The sequence below is a fragment of the Candidatus Pelagibacter sp. genome (genome assembly GCF_052046145.1).
Lineage (GTDB): Bacteria > Pseudomonadota > Alphaproteobacteria > Pelagibacterales > Pelagibacteraceae > Pelagibacter.
The window spans coordinates 1,009,805-1,028,190 of the sequence record NZ_JBNGZR010000001.1; the positions used below are offsets into that span (position 1 = coordinate 1,009,805).

20 protein-coding genes and 1 tRNA gene are annotated in these 18,386 nt (G+C 27.5%); 15 read left to right on the top strand and 6 right to left on the bottom strand.

Annotation, left to right across the window (positions count from 1 at the left end; all coding sequences use genetic code 11):
• Nucleotides 1-4: 4 nt before the first annotated feature.
• The gene (gene greA / locus ACTT88_RS05445; RefSeq protein ID WP_440908297.1) at nt 5-481 is read left to right on the top strand and encodes a transcription elongation factor GreA; all 477 of its coding nucleotides are present in this window, start codon (nt 5-7) and stop codon (nt 479-481) included.
• On the opposite strand, the gene ACTT88_RS05450 is transcribed toward greA, so the two are convergent.
• The 4 genes from ACTT88_RS05450 to ACTT88_RS05465 all read right to left on the bottom strand — a co-directional run bounded on the left by ACTT88_RS05450 (nt 478) and on the right by ACTT88_RS05465 (nt 4,394).
• Complete coding sequence (locus ACTT88_RS05450) at nt 478-1,752, bottom strand: CCA tRNA nucleotidyltransferase (RefSeq protein WP_440908298.1); 1,275 nt, start codon at nt 1,750-1,752, stop codon at nt 478-480. The genes greA and ACTT88_RS05450 overlap by 4 nt on opposite strands.
• A 3-nt stretch (nt 1,753-1,755) precedes the next feature.
• Nucleotides 1,756-1,829, bottom strand: a tRNA-Gln gene (locus ACTT88_RS05455).
• A 33-nt stretch (nt 1,830-1,862) separates the two neighbouring features.
• The gene (locus ACTT88_RS05460) at nt 1,863-2,708 is read right to left on the bottom strand and encodes a GHMP family kinase ATP-binding protein (RefSeq protein ID WP_440908299.1); all 846 of its coding nucleotides are present in this window, start codon (nt 2,706-2,708) and stop codon (nt 1,863-1,865) included.
• A complete protein-coding gene (locus tag ACTT88_RS05465) occupies nt 2,709-4,394 on the bottom strand; it encodes a tetratricopeptide repeat protein (protein ID WP_440908300.1) in 1,686 nt (561 codons plus the stop codon).
• A gap of 11 nt (nt 4,395-4,405) precedes the next feature.
• On the opposite strand from ACTT88_RS05465, the gene ACTT88_RS05470 reads away from it, so the two are divergent.
• From ACTT88_RS05470 to ACTT88_RS05480, 3 genes are all read left to right on the top strand, one after another.
• Nucleotides 4,406-5,125, top strand: coding sequence for a uracil-DNA glycosylase (locus ACTT88_RS05470; protein ID WP_440908301.1), 720 nt, complete (start codon nt 4,406-4,408; stop codon nt 5,123-5,125).
• Nucleotides 5,125-5,685, top strand: coding sequence for a ribonuclease HII (locus ACTT88_RS05475; RefSeq protein ID WP_440908302.1), 561 nt, complete (start codon nt 5,125-5,127; stop codon nt 5,683-5,685). Before ACTT88_RS05470 ends, ACTT88_RS05475 begins: the two co-directional genes overlap by 1 nt.
• A 104-nt stretch (nt 5,686-5,789) precedes the next feature.
• The gene (locus tag ACTT88_RS05480; protein WP_440908303.1) at nt 5,790-6,860 is read left to right on the top strand and encodes a site-specific DNA-methyltransferase; all 1,071 of its coding nucleotides are present in this window, start codon (nt 5,790-5,792) and stop codon (nt 6,858-6,860) included.
• Here ACTT88_RS05480 and ACTT88_RS05485 read toward each other — a convergent pair.
• Both ACTT88_RS05485 and ACTT88_RS05490 read right to left on the bottom strand, forming a co-directional pair.
• The gene (locus tag ACTT88_RS05485) at nt 6,857-7,999 is read right to left on the bottom strand and encodes an FAD-dependent monooxygenase (protein WP_440908304.1); all 1,143 of its coding nucleotides are present in this window, start codon (nt 7,997-7,999) and stop codon (nt 6,857-6,859) included. The two genes, ACTT88_RS05480 and ACTT88_RS05485, sit on opposite strands and share 4 nt — an antisense overlap.
• Nucleotides 7,996-8,982: an A/G-specific adenine glycosylase gene (locus ACTT88_RS05490; protein WP_440908305.1), complete on the bottom strand. Its 987-nt coding sequence runs from the start codon at nt 8,980-8,982 to the stop codon at nt 7,996-7,998. The genes ACTT88_RS05485 and ACTT88_RS05490 overlap by 4 nt, the downstream gene beginning before the upstream one ends.
• Here ACTT88_RS05490 and ACTT88_RS05495 point away from each other — a divergent pair, their 5' ends adjacent.
• The 11 genes from ACTT88_RS05495 to ACTT88_RS05545 are packed head-to-tail and all read left to right on the top strand — an operon-like array spanning nt 8,983 to nt 18,386.
• On the top strand, nt 8,983-9,471 hold the full coding sequence (locus ACTT88_RS05495; RefSeq protein ID WP_440908306.1) for a DUF721 domain-containing protein: 489 nt from the start codon (nt 8,983-8,985) through the stop codon (nt 9,469-9,471). It abuts the gene before it with no gap.
• Nucleotides 9,468-10,046, top strand: a complete 579-nt coding sequence (locus ACTT88_RS05500) for a thioredoxin domain-containing protein (RefSeq protein ID WP_440908307.1) — start codon at nt 9,468-9,470, stop codon at nt 10,044-10,046. The genes ACTT88_RS05495 and ACTT88_RS05500 overlap by 4 nt, the downstream gene beginning before the upstream one ends.
• An 8-nt stretch (nt 10,047-10,054) precedes the next feature.
• Nucleotides 10,055-12,628: a chromosome segregation SMC family protein gene (locus ACTT88_RS05505; protein ID WP_440908308.1), complete on the top strand. Its 2,574-nt coding sequence runs from the start codon at nt 10,055-10,057 to the stop codon at nt 12,626-12,628.
• 9 nt (nt 12,629-12,637) lie between these two features.
• Entirely contained in the window at nt 12,638-12,913 is a 276-nt protein-coding gene (locus ACTT88_RS05510) for an AtpZ/AtpI family protein (RefSeq protein ID WP_075484905.1), read from the top strand.
• 9 nt (nt 12,914-12,922) lie between these two features.
• The gene (locus ACTT88_RS05515; RefSeq protein ID WP_440908309.1) at nt 12,923-13,657 is read left to right on the top strand and encodes a F0F1 ATP synthase subunit A; all 735 of its coding nucleotides are present in this window, start codon (nt 12,923-12,925) and stop codon (nt 13,655-13,657) included.
• A gap of 17 nt (nt 13,658-13,674) precedes the next feature.
• Complete coding sequence (locus ACTT88_RS05520) at nt 13,675-13,902, top strand: F0F1 ATP synthase subunit C (RefSeq protein ID WP_006997791.1); 228 nt, start codon at nt 13,675-13,677, stop codon at nt 13,900-13,902.
• A gap of 4 nt (nt 13,903-13,906) precedes the next feature.
• Complete coding sequence (locus ACTT88_RS05525; protein WP_440908310.1) at nt 13,907-14,497, top strand: F0F1 ATP synthase subunit B family protein; 591 nt, start codon at nt 13,907-13,909, stop codon at nt 14,495-14,497.
• Nucleotides 14,472-14,984, top strand: a complete 513-nt coding sequence (locus ACTT88_RS05530; RefSeq protein ID WP_440908311.1) for a F0F1 ATP synthase subunit B family protein — start codon at nt 14,472-14,474, stop codon at nt 14,982-14,984. Before ACTT88_RS05525 ends, ACTT88_RS05530 begins: the two co-directional genes overlap by 26 nt.
• 39 nt (nt 14,985-15,023) lie before the next feature.
• The gene (gene crtI / locus ACTT88_RS05535) at nt 15,024-16,484 is read left to right on the top strand and encodes a phytoene desaturase family protein (RefSeq protein WP_440908312.1); all 1,461 of its coding nucleotides are present in this window, start codon (nt 15,024-15,026) and stop codon (nt 16,482-16,484) included.
• Nucleotides 16,484-17,335, top strand: coding sequence for a phytoene/squalene synthase family protein (locus tag ACTT88_RS05540; protein WP_440908313.1), 852 nt, complete (start codon nt 16,484-16,486; stop codon nt 17,333-17,335). The genes crtI and ACTT88_RS05540 overlap by 1 nt, the downstream gene beginning before the upstream one ends.
• Nucleotides 17,322-18,386 (top strand): lycopene cyclase family protein, encoded by a 1,065-nt coding sequence (locus ACTT88_RS05545; protein ID WP_440908314.1) that lies wholly within the window; start codon nt 17,322-17,324, stop codon nt 18,384-18,386. Before ACTT88_RS05540 ends, ACTT88_RS05545 begins: the two co-directional genes overlap by 14 nt.

The following is an 18,386-nucleotide window of genomic DNA, read 5'->3' on the forward strand; positions in this document are numbered from 1 at the left end:
AAAAATGGATAAAGAGCCAATAACATTAAACGGATTAAATAAACTAAAAGAAGAATTAGTTTTTTTAAAAGAAAAAAAAAGACCTGAGATAGTAGCTGCAATTGCCGAAGCGAGATCCCATGGAGACCTTAAAGAAAATGCTGAATATCATGCAGCTAAAGAGGAACAATCTCATAATGAGGGAAGAATTACAGAAATTAACGATATTATTGCAAGAGCAAATGTTATTGACGTTACAAAACTAAACAATGAAGGAAAAGTAATTTTTGGATCTACAGTTTATTTAGAAGATTTAGATACTGGTGAAAAAATTAATTATAAAATTGTTGGCAAAGATGAGGCAGATTTAAAACAAAAACTAATTTTCTTTCAATCACCAATTGGTAAAGGCTTGATTGGAAAAAATAAAAGTGATTTAGTTGAAATAAATACACCCTCTGGTGTAAAAAATTTTGAAATTAAAGACGTAAAATATATTTAACTTTTAACTATTTGTTGTACCTGCTTGTCTGAAATTTGAAATCCGTTTTGAACCCAAGTTTCTTCTATCCTTTTTAATTTATTACCTAAAGTTTTACCCTCAGGAATTTGAAATTTAGACATTAATAGATCAGCCCCTATTGGCAAAGTTGGAATTACTTTCTCTTTATAAGTATCTAATAGTTTGATTAGTTTTTTCTCTACTTTGTTTGAGATAAATATTTTAAAATTAATTATATCTATTACAGCCTGTCGCCCATTAAAATAAAAAAGTTTATTCAAATTTTTCTCTGTAAAGCTGTTAAGAGTTACTTTTTCTCTATAAAAAAGATCTATCAATTTTAATCTTTTCTTATCTTTGTTAGATATTCTAAATTTATAAAGAAAATAATCAACATTATCAGTCCCATCAATCAATAAAAGCGCAATCAAGAATATAAAGTCAATTTTTAAAAGATTCTCTGCAGCATAAGAATTTTGTTTTTTAAAATTTTTAATATTCTTTAATTGAGGGAAAATTATTTCTATGAGTTCTAAACTTTCTTTATCTTTAAAGAGTTTTAAAAATCCATTAGAACTAGTTATTTTTTTTAGTTCATCAATTAATCTTTCAGATGATATATTTGAAATTCCATCAATATTTTTTTTTATATTTTTTATTATTTCTGGCTGGTGCTTATGATTTGAGTAATTTAAATAAAATCTTAAATACCTCAAAATACGTAAATAATCCTCTTGAATTCTTTTTTCCGCATTGCCAATAAAATTAATATGACCCTCATCCAAATCTTTTTTACCGTTAAACGGATCAAATAAATTACCATGACCATCTGCATAAATTGAATTGATAGTAAAATCCCTTCTAGAGGCATCTTCCTTCCAATCTAAAGAGAATTCTACTTCCGCATGCCTTCCATCAGTTGAGACGTCTTTCCTTAAAGAAGTAATTTCATATTTATATTCATCAATTATTGCAGTTATAGTTCCATGTTCAATTCCTGTTTCGTAATAACTTATTTGTTTGTTTTTAAGAGCCTCGCAAACTTCCAGGGGAGTTAAATTTGTTGCTAGGTCAATATCATCAACGTTTTCTTTTTTTATCACTTTTCTTACACATCCGCCCACATATCTGATTTCACTTTTCTCTGAAAAATTATTAATTGCTTCAAAAATTTTATTTACTGGTGTTGTTAAAGTAATTTGTTTTAAATTTTGACTGATATAATCAAGATTTTTTGATCGGGAAAAAAATTTATCTAAAAAATTTTTCATAAATGGCTGGGGCGCTAGGATTCGAACCTAGGATGCAGGTACCAAAAACCCGTGCCTTACCGCTTGGCTACGCCCCAATACTAGCTTCCTATAACATAAAAATATAAAATTCATATAGTTTTTGCTGTAACACACCAATAATTTTTATATTTTCTTTTAAATTTAGCTTTTGCCAATTTACAACTCTTTAATGAATTATAATAGGCAACAATTGTTGATCCTGAACCAGTCATTCTTACAAATAATGGATTATTTATACTTTCTAAGAACAGCTTTATTTTTTTAAGTTTTGGATATTTTTTTAGTGCTATTGTTTCAAGGGCATTTTGTTGATCAATCAAATATTTTACTCCAAACATGTTTTTTTTAGGTATGTTATATTTTGATTTTGTATACTTTCGAACAGCTGAGTATATTTTTTTAGTTGAGCACCCAAAATCAGGCTTTACTAAAGTAGAGTAATATTTTGGAGTATTATTAATCTTTTTTATTTTACCACCTGATGACAACACACAGCTGGATGAAATGGTACCTAAAATAACATCAGAACCAACCAAGTCACAGATACTTCGAGTTTTTTGATGATTAGGATTAATAACTTTTTTTTTAACCAGATAATTAAACACACTAGCTGCATTCATCGATCCCCCGCCCAACCCAGCTTCTTGAGGGATTAATTTTTTAATTTTAACTTTGAATTTTTTATTTTTTAATAAATTTTCTTCATCTAGTATTTGAAATAATTTTTGAACAGTATTTTTTTTTCCAATATTTTTTGAAAACTTTCCATAAAAAGAAATATCATGTTTTTTTCCATTATACTGATTTATCGAAATAACATCATGTAGATCTATGAAATCAATTATACTTTCAATTTTATGAAAAACCTTTTTTTTTCCAGTGATATTTAGTGCTAAATTTAACTTTGCGTTAGATTTGATTTTATTAATTTTCATTTAGGAGTTTTTAAGACCTTCAATTACTTTAATATTGATTTTTTCTCTCATATCGTCTTCGGTGTCATCAAATGTTAATACGTTGTTCCAAAAATATCTTGCTTGAATTTTTCGATTTAGTTTCCATAAAATGTCTCCATAATGATCATTCACGATTGGGTCATCTGGCATTAATTCTACAGCTCTTTTTAAATACTTTTCTGCTTCTACATAATCCTCTATTAAAAAATAAGCCCATCCAATTGAATCAATAATATATGGATCATTGCTTTTTAAATCATATGCTGTTTTCAACATATCCATTGCTTCATTAATTTTATAATCACGCTCTAACCAAGAGTAAGCAAGATAATTTAAAATATATGCATCACTAGGATCAATTTTAAGCGCATGCAATAAATCTTCATCTGACTTTTCATAATTGCCCATTCTTTCATAGCTACCACCTCTTCGATACAATACATCTGATTTAATTAGTGAATTGTCATCCAGTGTTAAAATAATTTCTGTATAACGATCTATTGCCTTTTCATAATTTTTAGAATTTTTATAAAAATTAGCTAAATCAAAAATCATTTTTATATTTGGATTTTCAATTTTATTAAATTTTGAATCTATATATTTAATTCCATTTTCATAATCCTGCTCTTGAATTATTATTTGGGCTTCTTTTTTTAATCTAAACCAATAATAAAATTCATCTTCTTTTTTAAAGTTTTTTAAGATTCTTTGTACTTTATCAAATTCATCATTAAGATAAAAATTTTCTGCAACCAATGACAGATTAAATTCAAACTTAGGATTTAAATAGTTTGACAAATTTAAATAAAAATTTGATTTTTCAAAATTATCCTGAGAAGAATAAAGATTAGAAATTAAAAATAAAAACTCACTTACAAGATCATTATGATCTTTGCATGAAAAAATTTTTCCAAAATCATCGAATTTTTCTTTGTCTACCCAACTTTTACTTTGTGAAAGTAAAAGTGTTGAATTTATGTAATCAATTTGCTCAACAACTAATCTTGCTTCATTTAATTTATCGTTGTCAATTAAATGATTAAGATAAAAGAAAATGTATCTTGAATAATCACCTTGTTGATTATTTATTAAATTAAGAAAGAATGATGAAGTTCTTTTATCTTCAATATAACATCTTTGGAATGTCTCAGCTATAAGAGACAGGTTCCCAAAATTTTTTTTGTTGTCTAATATTTTTTTATTTTTAAATGTATAAATGTACTGTTTTAAAGTTTCAAATATAACTAGGTTTATCCTATCTTCATCTTGAAATTTTAAACTTTGTGTTAAATATTCGTCAGCCTTTTTAAAGTTATTTTTTTTTAAACTATCAATTATTAAAATTATATAAGCATCATAAAAATCTGAGTTAGATTTGTTAGCATTGTTATTTAATACATTAATTGCTTGAGGTACTTTGTTATCTAAAACTAAAGAGTTAACATATCTTTTTAAATAACTGTCATGTTTGTTAATTAATACTTTGGTTAAGTTAAAAAATTTTAAAGCTTCAGAATTATCTCGATTTTCAAATGCAACAATTCCAGAAAAATAATTTGATAAATCTCTTGAGTTGAAATCATTAAAAGTAGCACTTTTAGAATACAAAGGTGTCTGATAAGATATGAATATTAATAGTAATAATTTTAGAAATTTTAGTAACATGTAACCATACTATGACTAAAAAAGTGATAAATCAAAATACCAAATTAAACCAAGAACTAATTAATACTATTGAGCCAAAATTTATATTTGCAGATAAGCCAATAAATAGATTTAATATTTTAGAAACGGACGATGACACCCTGCAAATTAATAAAGAAGAATTACTTAAAAATTTAAAAGATCAAATAAATTCAATTGAAAATTGTAAATTGAAAGAAAATTCAAACAAAATCATTTTAGGTGAGGGAAATATAAATAGCCCTTTGATGTTAGTTGGAGAATCTCCTGGGGCTGAAGAAGAAAAATTGGGTGTCCCATTTAAAGGTGAAGTTGGCGAACTTCTTAACAAAATGCTTATAGCCATCAATATTAAGAGACAAAATATTTACACTAGTTATGCAATCAATTTTAGACCACCTGATGACCGAAAACCAACCTCAACTGAAATTAAAAGATACTCAGTATTTTTGAAGGAGCATATATCGATTATAAACCCAAAGATTATTGTTTTGATGGGTAGTTCGGCAATGGAGGCTGTAACAGGAATAAGTGAAAAAATAACTACTGAAAGAGGACATTGGAAGGAAGTAATTTTAAAAAACAAAACATTCCCTTTAATGATAACTTTTAATCCATCTTACTTAATCCGTTTTCCAGAAAATAAAAAACACTCATGGGAAGATTTAAAGAAAATTAGAGATAAAATCAAAGATCTTAAGTTAAAAATTTGATGAAGATAATTGCTGGAGTTGATGAGGTTGGTAGAGGAAGTTTAATTGGGCCTGTTTATGCTTCAGCAGTAATTTTAAAAAAATCAATTAACTCAAAGTTATTAAAAGATTCAAAATCATTAAGTAAAAAAGAGAGAGAGTATCTGTGTACATATATAAAGAAAAATTCTACTTGGTCCATAGGCAAAGCTTCTGTCAAAGAAATAGAAAAGCTAAATATACTTCAAGCAAGTTTGCTCGCTATGAAAAGAGCCATCAAAAAACTTAAGAGAAAACCAACTCACGTTCTGATAGATGGAAATAAAACTCCAGAGTTAGAAAATTATAATTTAAAATCAGTTATTAAAGGAGATAAAAAAATCCCCTCTATTTCGGCAGCTTCTATAATTGCAAAAGTATCAAGAGATAAATTTATAACCACCTTGTCAAAAAAAAATAAAGGTTATGATTGGGATAAAAACTTTGGGTACGGAACAAAATATCACTTAAAAGCTTTGAAAAAATTAGGTATTACTAAACATCATAGAAAAACTTTTTCACCTATATCTAAAATAAATTAACACTACATCTAGTTACCTTGTAATTTAGAAACACTAATCGAATCCAAATTTTTCAATCTCAGGTTGACCGAAGAATCCATTTGGAGTCTAATTAATTTTTACAAATGAAAACTGATTTCAAAAATAAAGTAATTAACGGTGATAGTCTCGAAGAATTAAAAAAAATTCCACGTGAAACTTTTGATTTAATTTTTGCTGATCCTCCTTACAACTTACAATTAAAAAGTGAATTAACTAGACCCGATAGATCAAAGGTTAGTGCGGTAAATGATAAGTGGGATCAATTTGAAAATTTTAAAAAATATGATGATTTCACCTATGAATGGCTTAGTGAATGTAAAAGAATTTTAAAAAAAGATGGAGCTATTTGGGTTATAGGAAGCTACCATAATATTTTTAGAGTTGGCACAGCAATACAAAATCTAGGTTTCTGGATTTTAAATGATGTAATTTGGAATAAAAAAAATCCAATGCCAAACTTTAGAGGTACACGATTTACTAACGCTCATGAAACTTTAATATGGGCCTCTAAAAGTGAGAAATCAAAATACACATTTAATTATCAATCTTTAAAATGTTTAAATGATGATCTTCAAATGAGATCTAATTGGGATCTTCCAATATGCAACGGTTCTGAAAGACTTAAAAAGGATGGAAAAAAAATTCACTCAACACAAAAACCAGAAGCACTATTACATAGAATTTTACTTGCTACATCAAATAAAAATGACCTGATACTTGATCCTTTTTTAGGATCGGGAACAACAGCTACAGTAGCAAAAAAACTAGGGAGAAATTATTTTGGAATAGAAAAAGAAAAAAATTATTTTAAAGCTGCTGAGCAACGTATAAAAACTACAAAGCCTATTGAAGACGATTTATTAGATACGCTAAAAAATAATAGATCAAAACCAAGAATTCCTTTTGGTTCATTAGTCGAGCTTGGAATAATTAAACCTGGAACTAATATTTTTGATAATAAGAAAAAAATAACAGCCAGAATTATGGCTGATGGCAGTATAAAACATAATCAAGCAGAGGGTTCTATACACAAAGTTGCGGCTACTATTTTAGGAGCTGAAAGTTGCAACGGATGGACTTTTTGGCACTGTGATATAAATGGACGAACTTATCCTATAGATTATCTAAGACAAAGATTAATTTCTAAAAATTAACTTTTATAAATTTTACCCAAATAACTTTCTAAAAATTTTTTATTTTTAGTTAAAAGTTTTAAAAAAATATTTCTAAATATGATCATAATTGGATTTGATAAATGGAAGGCAAATTGATTGAAATTAGATCTACTATTAATCATTTTTACTCTCTTTAATCTGATATCATAAAAATTATTATTATTTATTAAACATTTATATAATTCATTAGCCCCCTCAATTGATTGGGAAGCTCCCTGCGCAAATGAAGGTGAAAAAGCAAAAAATGCATCTCCTATAAGGAATATATTTTTTGGAGGATTGTATAAATTTTTACTTACAAATATTGGAAATAATTTAATATTTTGAAGACTTTCCAAAAAACTTTGGGAGACTTTTTGAGATAATATAAATTTAATATTTTTTATAAAAGGGCTTTCGTTAAAAAGATTATAGTTCTTTTGCTCATTTAAATCTAATTTATGTTTTAAAATGCCAATAAAATTTAATTTTTTATCATTATTAATTGGATAAACAACATAATGAAAATTCGGTCCTAAAAACAAAGAAATATTTTCTTCATTTATATTTTGAAAATTTTCTCTCGATATAGTGCCCCTAATAGCAATCGTATCATTGTAAATTGGTTTTGATTTATAGTTTGAAATTAATAACTTCCCTTTAGAAAAAACACCGTCTGAAATAATTAAGTAATCACAAGTTATATTATTTTTATCAAATATTAATTTTATTGAATCTTTATCGTAAACAATCTGTTCAATACTATGGTTATATTTAATTATATCTTCGTTTATTTGTTTTTTTAAAAATTGAAGCAATTTTGATCTTTTCAATGTTGTGTATTTACAATCTTCAGAATTAAATTTTGAAATGTCTAAGTCACAAATTTTTTTTGAATTTTTAATTTCATAAAAATCAATTTTTTTTGGATTAAATTTTTCTTCATCAGTAAAATAAGTGAAGCCTATTTTATTTAAAAGCTTTACACTATTTACCGACAACTGAATTCCATAGCCTTCTTCCATTTCTATTGAATTCCTTTTTTCATAAATCGTAACCTGATAATCCTTATGATCTTTAAATAAATTGGCAATGTACAAACCAGAAATTCCAGCACCAATTATTGCAATTTTTTTCATTTATGACTTTCTAGAAATTTAACTATCTTTTTTGTAAATGTTGGCAGTGTATAATTTTGAAGCTTTGTTGGATCAATCCAATAATTATTTTTATTTAAGTTATATTTATTTTTAAATTCGATTTTAATATTCATGCTCATATTAGACATTTTAAAATTCAAATCTTTATCAAAATTTTTAGGATTATTTACTTCCTCCATCGGGAAGATATTAAAATTTTTCAAAAAATTAAATTTATTATTTTTGATTAATAAATAATGATTATTTTTTTTATAAACATTTAGCTTGTAAAAAGTTTCCTTATCTTTTTTTTTAAATTTTACTAAATCAAAATTTTTATTTTTAAATGATTTGCATTTTTTTACTAATGGACAGTTCTTACAATTAGGACTAACAGGTTTACAAATTAGTGCCCCTAATTCCATTAAAGCTTGAGCATAATCACTAGACCTTTTGATAGATGTTCCAAAAATTTTTTTCTTCTCGTGTAAATTTTCTTTTTTTATTTGATCTTGTTTTTTTAAAAATAAGTATCTCTTTAGTACTCTTTCAATATTACCATCTAGAGGAATTATTGGTTCATTGAATGCAATTGCAGAAATTGCACTTGCTGTATAATCTCCAATTCCTGGAAGAGACTTTAAATCTACAAAATTTCTAGGTATTTTTTTATTAAAATTTTTAACAACTATTTGAGCTGTTTTTTTTAAATTTCTTACTCTTGAATAATATCCAAGACCCTCCCAAAGTTTGATTAATTTTCTATCATCATATTTAGATAATTTTTCAATTGTAGGAATATTTTTTATAAATCTGTTAAAGTAAGGTATTACCGTTGCAACCTGAGTTTGCTGCAACATAAATTCACTTACTAAAGTGTAGTATTGCTTTTTTGTTTGAGAAACATTCTTTCTCCAAGGTAAAGATCTTTTATTTAAATCATACCAATTAAGAATATTATTTGTTATTATTGGATCTTTCATATGCAATCTAAAAATAATACTAAGCAGAGAAACGCTAGCATTCAAGGATTAAGATCTTTCAAAGACACTTTGCCAAAAAATGTCAAAAAAATAATAAATAAAAAAGGTCACGTTTATTCAGAAACGCTGAGCAATTGGAAATATTTAGTTGGAAGCGAATTATTTAAAATTTGCTATCCAAAAACATTTAAAAATTCAAATAAATTTGGTGTTAGCACCTTAGTGGTTATGGTCAAGCGAGGACATGAAGTTGACGTAGAATATTCGAAAAAAGATATTTTGGATAAAATGAATAATTTTTTTGGGTATTCTGTTGTTGAAAAGATTAAATTTATAAGTTTTGATGACGAACATGAAATGACGGGCTCGAGTGAAACAAAAGTTAAAAATGTGGCAATTAGTAAATATCAAGATAAGATTAAAGGTGTTAAAAACGAAAAGATTAAAAAATCATTAACAGAGTTAACAAGAGTTTTTAGAGAGAAATGAAAAAAATTATATTCTTAATATTAATATTTTTTACTACAGTCTTAAATGTACAAGCTGAGGAAATTAAAAGAATAGCTGTTGGGAACAAAGATGCAAAAATAACTATTATAGCTTTTGAATCATTAACTTGTAGTCATTGTGCTAATTTTCATAAAAATGTTTACCCTCAATTAAAAGAAGAATTTCTTGATAAAGGAATTGCCAAAATTGAATTTAGACATTTCCCTTTAGACATAGCTGCTTTTAATGCGTCAAAAGTTTCTCAATGTAAGAATGACGGAAATGCTGATATCCTTGAAAGTTTATATGCTAATCAACAAAAATGGGTTAAAGGAAGTTCAATAGAGGAAGCAAATGAAAACTTACAAAAATTTTTAAAAAGTGAGGGATTTAGTATTGATTTTGATACTTGTATAAATAATAAAGAAATTGAAGATTTTGTATTAAACGACCGAATCGATGGAGCAAAGAACTTTAAAGTAAACGCAACTCCTACGATAATAATCAACAATAAAAAATTTGAAAAACCCTTAAGTTATAAAAATTTAAAAAAAGCACTAGAAAAACTGATATAAGTTAGTGCATGGAGTTTAAAAAAATCCAATTAAACGGATTTAAATCTTTCGCAGAGAAAACCAACTTCTTAATTGAGGATGGTCTTACGGGTATAGTGGGTCCTAACGGCTGTGGGAAATCTAACATTGTAGAATCTTTAAGATGGGTAATGGGTGAGACCTCTGCAAAAAGTATGCGTGGATCTGGTATGGAGGATGTTATATTTTCAGGAACATCCAATAAAACATCAAAAAATATTGCAGAAGTATCAATCGAAGTTGAAAACAAAGATAAAGAAGGCCCTATCCAATACCGTGAATTAGAGCAAATACAAGTTAGAAGAAAAATAGAAAAAGATAAAGGATCTAAATTTTACATTAACGATAAAGAAGTAAGAGCCAGAGATGCGCAAATGTTTTTTGCAGATCTTTCGACTGGTGCACACTCTCCATCTATGATTAGCCAAGGAAGAATAGGTGCATTAGTAACTGCAAAACCAACAGATAGAAGGGCTATTTTAGAAGAAGCTGCAGGAATATCTGGTTTACACGTTAGAAGACATGAAGCTGAGTTAAGATTGGGTGCAGCTGAGAATAATTTAAAAAGAGCAGATGAGTTAAGAAGACAGCAAGAAAAACAATTAGCAAATCTTCAAAAACAAGCTGAAGAGGCAACAAAATACAAACTAATTTCAGATCAAATTAAAAAAATTGAAGCAGGTTTGTATTATTTAAAATTATTAGAAATAGACAAAGAAATTAGAATAGAAAATGAAATTAATACTGAGGCAGAAGGAGAAGTAGAAGGATTTAATAACAAAATATCTGAATTAGAAAATTCAATTAAAACTTTTACAGATAAAGTAAATCCATTGAGAGAAAAAAATATAGAAAATTTATCAAGGATACAAAGACTTAATCTAGAACTTCAAAGTTTAGATGAGGAAAATACACGAATTCAAGATGAGATAGAAAACATAAAAAAATCAATTCAAACACTTGATGATGATATCGCAAGAGAAAAAGGAATTATTATAGACGCTAACTCAAATGAAAAAAGATTGAAGGAAGAAAAAACTGAATTAATTGAGACAGACTCGAAGTATTTTGAAACAGAAAAATTATCTAATGAAGAGTTAGAAAATGCAAAAAATAAACTTAAAGAAGAACAAAAAGCTGTTGATGAAGTTGTAAACAATTTAGCTGAAGAAACTGTAAATATAAGTGTTGGACCAATAAAAAATATAAAAAATACAATATCAAGGGTAAAAGAATTAATAGATAGTAATGAAATAAATCAAGCAGTAACGCTTCTAGATAGATGTAATATGGAGCTAGATAGTTTTTTAAATGATTTAAAAAATGAAAAATCTAGAAATGAGTTATTAGGAGTTAGTGAAAAATCAGAAAATATAAAATTACTTCAAGAAAAATATGCTGATGCTTATAGTAAAAATCAATCAATTAAAAATGAGTCTATAAAAAGAAATGAAAGAATTAAAACCATTGAAACGGAAATTGAAAGTTGGAAAAATTTATTAACTAGCTCAGAAAAAATGGTTAATGAACTAACACAGAGAAAAGAAAAATTATCAAAACAATTAAGTGATTTAGAAAACCAGCCTAGAGCACAGGCAGAAAGAAAAGGTCAAATTTCAGAAAATTTAAGAATTTCAGATAAAGAAAAAATTGATAATGAAGCGATTATAGATGAAACAGATCAAAAAATTGAAATGTTAAGAACGCAATTAAATGAAATTCAAGAACAATCAATTCAAATCAGAGAAAGAAAAGCAAGCTCAGGAGCTACAATTGAAGGCCTACAAAAAAGAAAAAGTGATCTCCTTGATAGAATTAGTTCTGAGTTAAATTTTAATGAAGATAATATTTTAGAAAATTCGAATTTAAATGGAGTAGAAGAGCTTCCAAATCCAGTTGATCAAGAAGATGCTTTAGACAAGAAAAAACAAGAAAGAGAAAAATTAGGATCTGTAAACTTAAAAGCAGATGAAGAAACAAGTAAATATGAAGAAGAGATAAAAAAAATGGAACAGGATCGTGCTGACCTTGTTACTGCTATCGTGAAATTGAAAGATAGCATCAATGAACTTAATCAAAAAGGAAGGCAAAGATTGATTGAAGCTTTTGAAAAAGTTAATAGAAAATTTAATGAAGTTTATACAAAACTTTTCAATGGTGGAAATGCAAAACTAGAATTGGTGGACTCTGATGATCCACTTGAAGCAGGTTTAGAAATGTTAGTTAGTCCTCCAGGAAAAAGACTTCAATCTATAACTTTGTTATCTGGAGGTGAGCAAGCATTGACAGCCCTCTCTTTAATATTTGCAGTATTTTTAACAAACCCTTCACCTATATGTGTATTAGATGAGGTTGATGCACCGCTTGATGATGCTAACGTAACAAGATTTTGTAGTTTGCTTGAGGAACTAATCAAAATCACCAACACCAAATTCATAATTGTAACTCATCATGCTTTAACTATGTCAAAAATGAACAGACTATATGGGGTAACTATGCCTCAAAAAGGAATTAGTCAGCTTGTTGCTGTTGATTTACAAAAAGCAGAAAGTATGGTTGCTTAAACTATATAAATGCCAAAAGACCCTTTCAAAACTCGCTTAGAGATTGCAAAAAGCAAGATTTCAAAGAAAAATCTCTACAACAAGAAGAATGACCCCTCACCTATAGGAACTGCATTCAAATTGAGCACAGAACTTGTTTCTGCAGTGGCTGTGGGGACAATTATTGGGTTTATTTTTGACAAGACCTTTGGTACTAAACCCTGGTTTATATTAATATTTTTTTTTGTTGGTGTAGTTGCTGGAATAACCAATGTGATTAGATCTGCAAAAAAAATGCAAAAATAAATAAGTATTATGGCAGCAAATCCTATGTCCCAATTCGACGTTTATAGAATTGGACCAGAAATTAAAGTTGGAGCATTCGATATATCATTTACGAACGCAAGTTTGTTTATGATTTTGAGCACTGTATCTATTTTGTTAATCTTTAATTTAGGATCAAAAAAAAATTCAATACTACCAAACAAAATTCAATTATTAGCAGAACTTAGCTATACCTTTGTATCCAAAATGATTAGCGATACAGCTGGATCAAAAGCTAAACCATATTTTGCATTTATATTTTCTTTATTCATGTTTGTTTTATTTTGTAATATGTTTGGAATGATACCTTATACTTTCACTGTAACCAGTCATATCATTGTAACATTTGTGCTTGCAGCATTTATATTTATTGGAGTGACTGTAATTGGCTTTATTAAACATGGATTTGGGTATTTAAAATTATTTGTTCCAAGTGGAGTACCCGCGGTATTACTCCCTTTAATTGTTGTTATAGAAGTTATTTCTTATTTAAGTAGGCCTATAAGTTTATCAGTTAGATTATTTGCCAATATGATGGCTGGTCATACAATGATGAAAGTTTTCGGAGGCTTTGTGATTAGCCTTGGAATAGTTGGTGGGTGGCTTCCACTGAGTTTTTCGGTTGCGTTAACTGGTTTGGAGATCTTAGTTGCTTTTCTTCAAGCTTATGTTTTTGCAATCTTAACCTGCATCTATTTAAATGATGCATTAAATTTACACCATTAATAACAGAGGAGGATATAATGGAATTAGAAGCAGCAAAAATGATCGGAGCAGGTTTAGCAGCAATTGCTTTAGCTGGAGCCGGTGTTGGTATCGGAATAATTTTTGGAAATTATTTGTCTGGTGCAATGAGAAATCCATCTGCAGCACAAAAACAATTTCCTAACTTGCTTTTAGGTTTCGCACTTGCAGAGGCTACAGGATTATTCGGATTAGTAGTTGCGTTAATCATTCTCTTTGCGTTTTAAATTGATGGTTAAAAAAATATATTTTCAGTCAATATTTTTTAGCTTCTTTTTTATTAAAGAAGCTTTTGCAGCTGAAAGCGGAGGTATGCCTCAATTAAATCCAGAGTTTTGGGTTTCTCAAATTTTTTGGCTAATACTTACTTTTGGTATTATGTATTTAGTTTTATCTAAACTAATACTACCAAAAATTAGTAACAACTTAGAATCGAGAAAATCACAAGTATTAGAAAATATTGAGGCTGCTGAGAAACAAAGAGAAGATAGTGATGCAAAACTAAAAGAATATGATGAAATTATATCTAAGAGCAAACTTGAGGCTAATAGTATTTTCAATCAAGCAAGAGAAAAAGCACTAAAAGACATTGGCGCAAAAAGAGAAGTGCTTGATAAGCAAATTGATAATGAAATTGCTGAGGCTGAAAAAGAAATAGATGCATTAAGAAAAAATGCGCCAAATAAAATAAATAAAATTGCTATTGAGACATCATCTGAGTTATTGCAAAAACTAATTGGAGCTGAAGTAAATAATAGTAGTATATCTGCAATAGTTGACGATCTATCTAAAAGAAATGGAGATAAATACTATGGCAATTGATGCAACATTTTGGGTAGCCGTATCATTTATTATTTTTTTTGGAGTGCTAATTTACCTTAAAATTCCTCAAAAAGTTTCTGAAATGTTAGATAAAATGATATCTGACATTAAAAATGAAATTGATGAAAGTGAAAAATTAAGAACTGAGGCAAAAACACTACTAGATAATTCACAAAAAAAATTAGATACAGCTAAGTCTGTTAGCAACGAAATTCTTGAGAACGCCAAAAAAGATGCAGATAGATTAATAATTGAGATGAATGATAAGTTTCATAAATCATCAGAAATTAAAAAAAATTTAGCTGAAAATAAAATAAGTCAGATGAAAGAAGCGGCTTTAAAAGAAATTAAGGATGCATCAATAAAGATTGCCGTGGACTCAGTTAAAAAAATAATAACTACATCTGTAGACAAGTCAAAATTAGATGCTGTGTTTCAAAAAAATCTAGATGAAACTAAAGCAGAGTTAAAAAAAATTAACTCATAATACACTTACAATTTTTCAAAAAAGCTATAAATTATTAAAATGAACTCTATTGTCATTGGATCGGGATTTGGTGGGATTGCAGCAGCGCTAAGACTTAAGGCAAAAGGACATACCGTAAAATTAATAGAAAAACATCCAGACCTAGGTGGAAGAGCAAGAGTTTTTAAGAAAAATGGATTTATATATGATGCTGGACCAACAGTAATTACTGCACCCTACCTAATTAATGAATTGTTCGAGTTATTCAATAAAGATCCAAAAAATTATATAGAACTAACTCCACTTAAAATTTGGTACCAGTTTATTTTTGAGGACAAAACTAAATTTAACTATTCAGGCGACGAAATAGAGATGAAAGACCAAATCGAGAAGCTTAGCAAAGAAGATGTAAATGGATATGAAAAATTAGTTAATTTTACAAAAAAAATATTTGATAAAGGTTTTTTAGAACTTGCAGATGTACCATTTGATAAACCTTTCGTAATGATGCAACAATTGCCTGCTCTATTAAAACTTAAAAGTTATAAATCAGTTTACTCACTTGTTTCATCTTATATTAAAAATGAGAAATTAAGAAGAATGCTTAGCATGCATCCTTTGCTAGTTGGGGGAAATCCTTTTACCACCACTTCTATTTATGGATTAATTCTTTATTTAGAAAAAAAATGGGGAATACATTATTCAGTTGGAGGAACAGGAAATATAATTAAAGGTTTTGAAAAGTTAATGAATGAGGTTGGTATTGAAATAATAAAAAACAGTGAAGTAACCGAAATTATAACAAAAAATAATAAAATAAGTGGTGTAAAATTAAATAATGGAAATGAAGTTGGTGCAGATAATGTTGTTTGTAATGCAGATCCACCTGCATTTTATGAAAAAATGTTAAGCAAAAGCAACGAGAGTTCCATATTGTTTAATTGGAAAAAAAATCGAATGGAATATTCTATGGGTTTATTTGTTTACTATTTTGGAACAAAAAAAATTTATGATAATGTTGAACATCACACAATAAAGTTTGGAAACAAGTATAAAGAACATCTTGATGACATATTTGATAAGAAAAAATTAAATAACGATATTAGCTATTATCTTCACAGACCTACAGCGACTGATAAAACTATGGCCCCAGAAGGAAATGATTGTTTTTATGTTTTAGTGCCTGTTCCTAACAATCAGTCAAAAATAAATTGGGAAACTGAAGGTGAGATAATGAAAAATCTTGTAATTGAAAAAATGGAAAAAGACTTAATGCCGGATCTTAAGAATAATATAGTTGAGGATTTTTATCTAACACCTGATTACTTTGAAAAGGAATTAAATACAAAATTTGGATCTGGGTTTTCGATTCAACCTAAATTTACACAATCCGCATACTTTAGATTTCATAATAAATCAGAAATATATGATGGTTTATACTTTGTTGGTGCGGGCACACATCCAGGGGCCGGTGTTCCAGGTGTTCTCTCTTCAGCAAAGGTTTTAGATAAATTATTTTAATGTTAACAAAGAATTATTTAGCTATTTACGCAAAATCTTTTAATTGGGCAGGTTTTTTTTTACCAAAAAAAACCTATGAAAAATGCTCTGCACTTTATGATTTTTGCAGAGAAGCAGATAATATTGCTGACGATGCAAATAAGATTGAAATAAAAAAAGATAATTTTATCAAATTTAGGAATAATTTTGTTAATAAAAATCATGATGATCCAGTTATTAAAAACATGTGGGATCTTATTAATGAATTTAGTATTTCAACTAAAATTGTAGACGATTTATTTGAGGGTATTAATTCTGATATAAAAGAAAATGTTAAACTTAATTCAAAAAAAGAATTATTAATTTATTCCTATAGGGTGGCTGGAACAGTTGGATTGATGATGGCGAAAATATTGAATGTTCACAAAGAACAATCTCTAAAATCAGCAATTGATCTTGGGATTGCTATGCAATTAACAAATATTTCCAGGGATGTTATTGAAGATAAAAAAAATAATAGATTTTATATAAATGAAAGTTTTGAGGACATAAAGACTACAATCGAGCTTTCAGAAAAGTTTTATGAAAACTCATTTTACTCAATAAAAGAAATACCATTAAGTTTCAGATTTTCTATTTTGGTTGCAAGAAGAGTTTATAGAAAAATAGGATATAAAATTTTAAATAAACAGAACATAGAAAATTATAAAAAGTCAGGAAAAATTTATGTTTCAAATATTGAAAAAATTATTGAAACTTTTTTATCTATTTTTGACTTAATTAAGTTATCACTTATAAACAAAAACGATGATAATATTAATCATGATCATAATTTAATTAATGAAGAAATAAATTTAAATGAAAGAATTTGATTACATAATTATAGGTGGAGGTTGCGCAGGTCTTTCGTTGGCATATGAGCTGGAAGTTTATGATAAATTAAAAGATAAAACTTTAGCAATTATTGAGCCAAGAGAAGATTATAAAAGAGATAAAACTTGGTCATTTTGGAAGGTTTTTTCACATAACTTCGATGACTGTGTCAAAAAGAGTTGGAATAATTTTACAATAAATACACCCAATAATACAAAATATGTAGATTGCGAGCCTACACCATATCAAACGATAGATAGTGGCATGTTCTACGAAAAAATACTTTCAAAACTTAAATTAAATAAAAATATTCAGTTTTTTAAAAGTATTGATCAATTAGATAAATCAAATTCAATTGTATTTAATAGTGTACCTAGTTTTGAGAATAAACAGAGTGAGTTATGGCAACACTTTTGCGGAGTTGAAATAGAAACAGATAAAGACTTCTTTGATGAAGAAATTTTCAATTTGATGGACTTTGCTTGTGATCAAAGAAATAAAGTTCATTTTTTTTATACGCTACCATTTACAAAAAGAAACGCCTTAGTTGAAACTACTTGGATATCTGAACTAAATAATGAAAAACTAAAAGATTATGATGAACAAATTGATAATTATTTAAGCAACCACCTAAATATCAGAAACTGTAAAATCAATTTCAAAGAAACTGGAGCAATCCCACTTTTTAGACAAAAAAATGTAAATAAATTAAATGAAATTTATATAGGCTCAGCTGGAGGAATGACTAGATTAAGTACAGGCTATACTTTCCTAAATATTCAGGAACAAAGCAGATATATAAGAGAAAACATAGAAAATATAAAAAATGTAAATCTATTTAAAATTAATTCGAAATATGATTTTTTAGATAAAATTTTGTTGAGGGTTCTTAAAAACAATTCCAATGAAATGGGAAATATATTTTTCAAAGTTTTTAATTCAAAACCTAAAACAGCTATCAATTTTTTATCAAATAAAAGTAGTTTTTTTGAAGATTTAGAAGTAATTCTAAAAATGCCAAAGTGGAAATTTTTAAAAGAATTAATTTAA

Excerpts from the sequence above, each read along its gene's own strand:
- ACTT88_RS05520 (WP_006997791.1), top strand. The coding sequence starts at position 13,675 with ATGGAATTAGAAGCAGCAAAAATGATCGGAGCAGGTTTAGCAGCAATT.
- ACTT88_RS05470 (WP_440908301.1), top strand. The coding sequence starts at position 4,406 with ATGACTAAAAAAGTGATAAATCAAAATACCAAATTAAACCAAGAACTA.
- ACTT88_RS05475 (WP_440908302.1), top strand. The coding sequence starts at position 5,125 with ATGAAGATAATTGCTGGAGTTGATGAGGTTGGTAGAGGAAGTTTAATT.
- ACTT88_RS05530 (WP_440908311.1), top strand. The coding sequence starts at position 14,472 with ATGGAGATAAATACTATGGCAATTGATGCAACATTTTGGGTAGCCGTA.
- ACTT88_RS05485 (WP_440908304.1), bottom strand. The coding sequence starts at position 7,999 with ATGAAAAAAATTGCAATAATTGGTGCTGGAATTTCTGGTTTGTACATT.
- ACTT88_RS05525 (WP_440908310.1), top strand. The coding sequence starts at position 13,907 with ATGGTTAAAAAAATATATTTTCAGTCAATATTTTTTAGCTTCTTTTTT.
- ACTT88_RS05540 (WP_440908313.1), top strand. The coding sequence starts at position 16,484 with ATGTTAACAAAGAATTATTTAGCTATTTACGCAAAATCTTTTAATTGG.
- ACTT88_RS05450 (WP_440908298.1), bottom strand. The coding sequence starts at position 1,752 with ATGAAAAATTTTTTAGATAAATTTTTTTCCCGATCAAAAAATCTTGAT.
- ACTT88_RS05490 (WP_440908305.1), bottom strand. The coding sequence starts at position 8,982 with ATGAAAGATCCAATAATAACAAATAATATTCTTAATTGGTATGATTTA.
- crtI (WP_440908312.1), top strand. The coding sequence starts at position 15,024 with ATGAACTCTATTGTCATTGGATCGGGATTTGGTGGGATTGCAGCAGCG.
- ACTT88_RS05480 (WP_440908303.1), top strand. The coding sequence starts at position 5,790 with ATGAAAACTGATTTCAAAAATAAAGTAATTAACGGTGATAGTCTCGAA.
- ACTT88_RS05500 (WP_440908307.1), top strand. The coding sequence starts at position 9,468 with ATGAAAAAAATTATATTCTTAATATTAATATTTTTTACTACAGTCTTA.
- ACTT88_RS05510 (WP_075484905.1), top strand. The coding sequence starts at position 12,638 with ATGCCAAAAGACCCTTTCAAAACTCGCTTAGAGATTGCAAAAAGCAAG.
- ACTT88_RS05465 (WP_440908300.1), bottom strand. The coding sequence starts at position 4,394 with ATGTTACTAAAATTTCTAAAATTATTACTATTAATATTCATATCTTAT.
- greA (WP_440908297.1), top strand. The coding sequence starts at position 5 with ATGGATAAAGAGCCAATAACATTAAACGGATTAAATAAACTAAAAGAA.
- ACTT88_RS05505 (WP_440908308.1), top strand. The coding sequence starts at position 10,055 with ATGGAGTTTAAAAAAATCCAATTAAACGGATTTAAATCTTTCGCAGAG.
- ACTT88_RS05495 (WP_440908306.1), top strand. The coding sequence starts at position 8,983 with ATGCAATCTAAAAATAATACTAAGCAGAGAAACGCTAGCATTCAAGGA.
- ACTT88_RS05515 (WP_440908309.1), top strand. The coding sequence starts at position 12,923 with ATGGCAGCAAATCCTATGTCCCAATTCGACGTTTATAGAATTGGACCA.
- ACTT88_RS05545 (WP_440908314.1), top strand. The coding sequence starts at position 17,322 with ATGAAAGAATTTGATTACATAATTATAGGTGGAGGTTGCGCAGGTCTT.
- ACTT88_RS05460 (WP_440908299.1), bottom strand. The coding sequence starts at position 2,708 with ATGAAAATTAATAAAATCAAATCTAACGCAAAGTTAAATTTAGCACTA.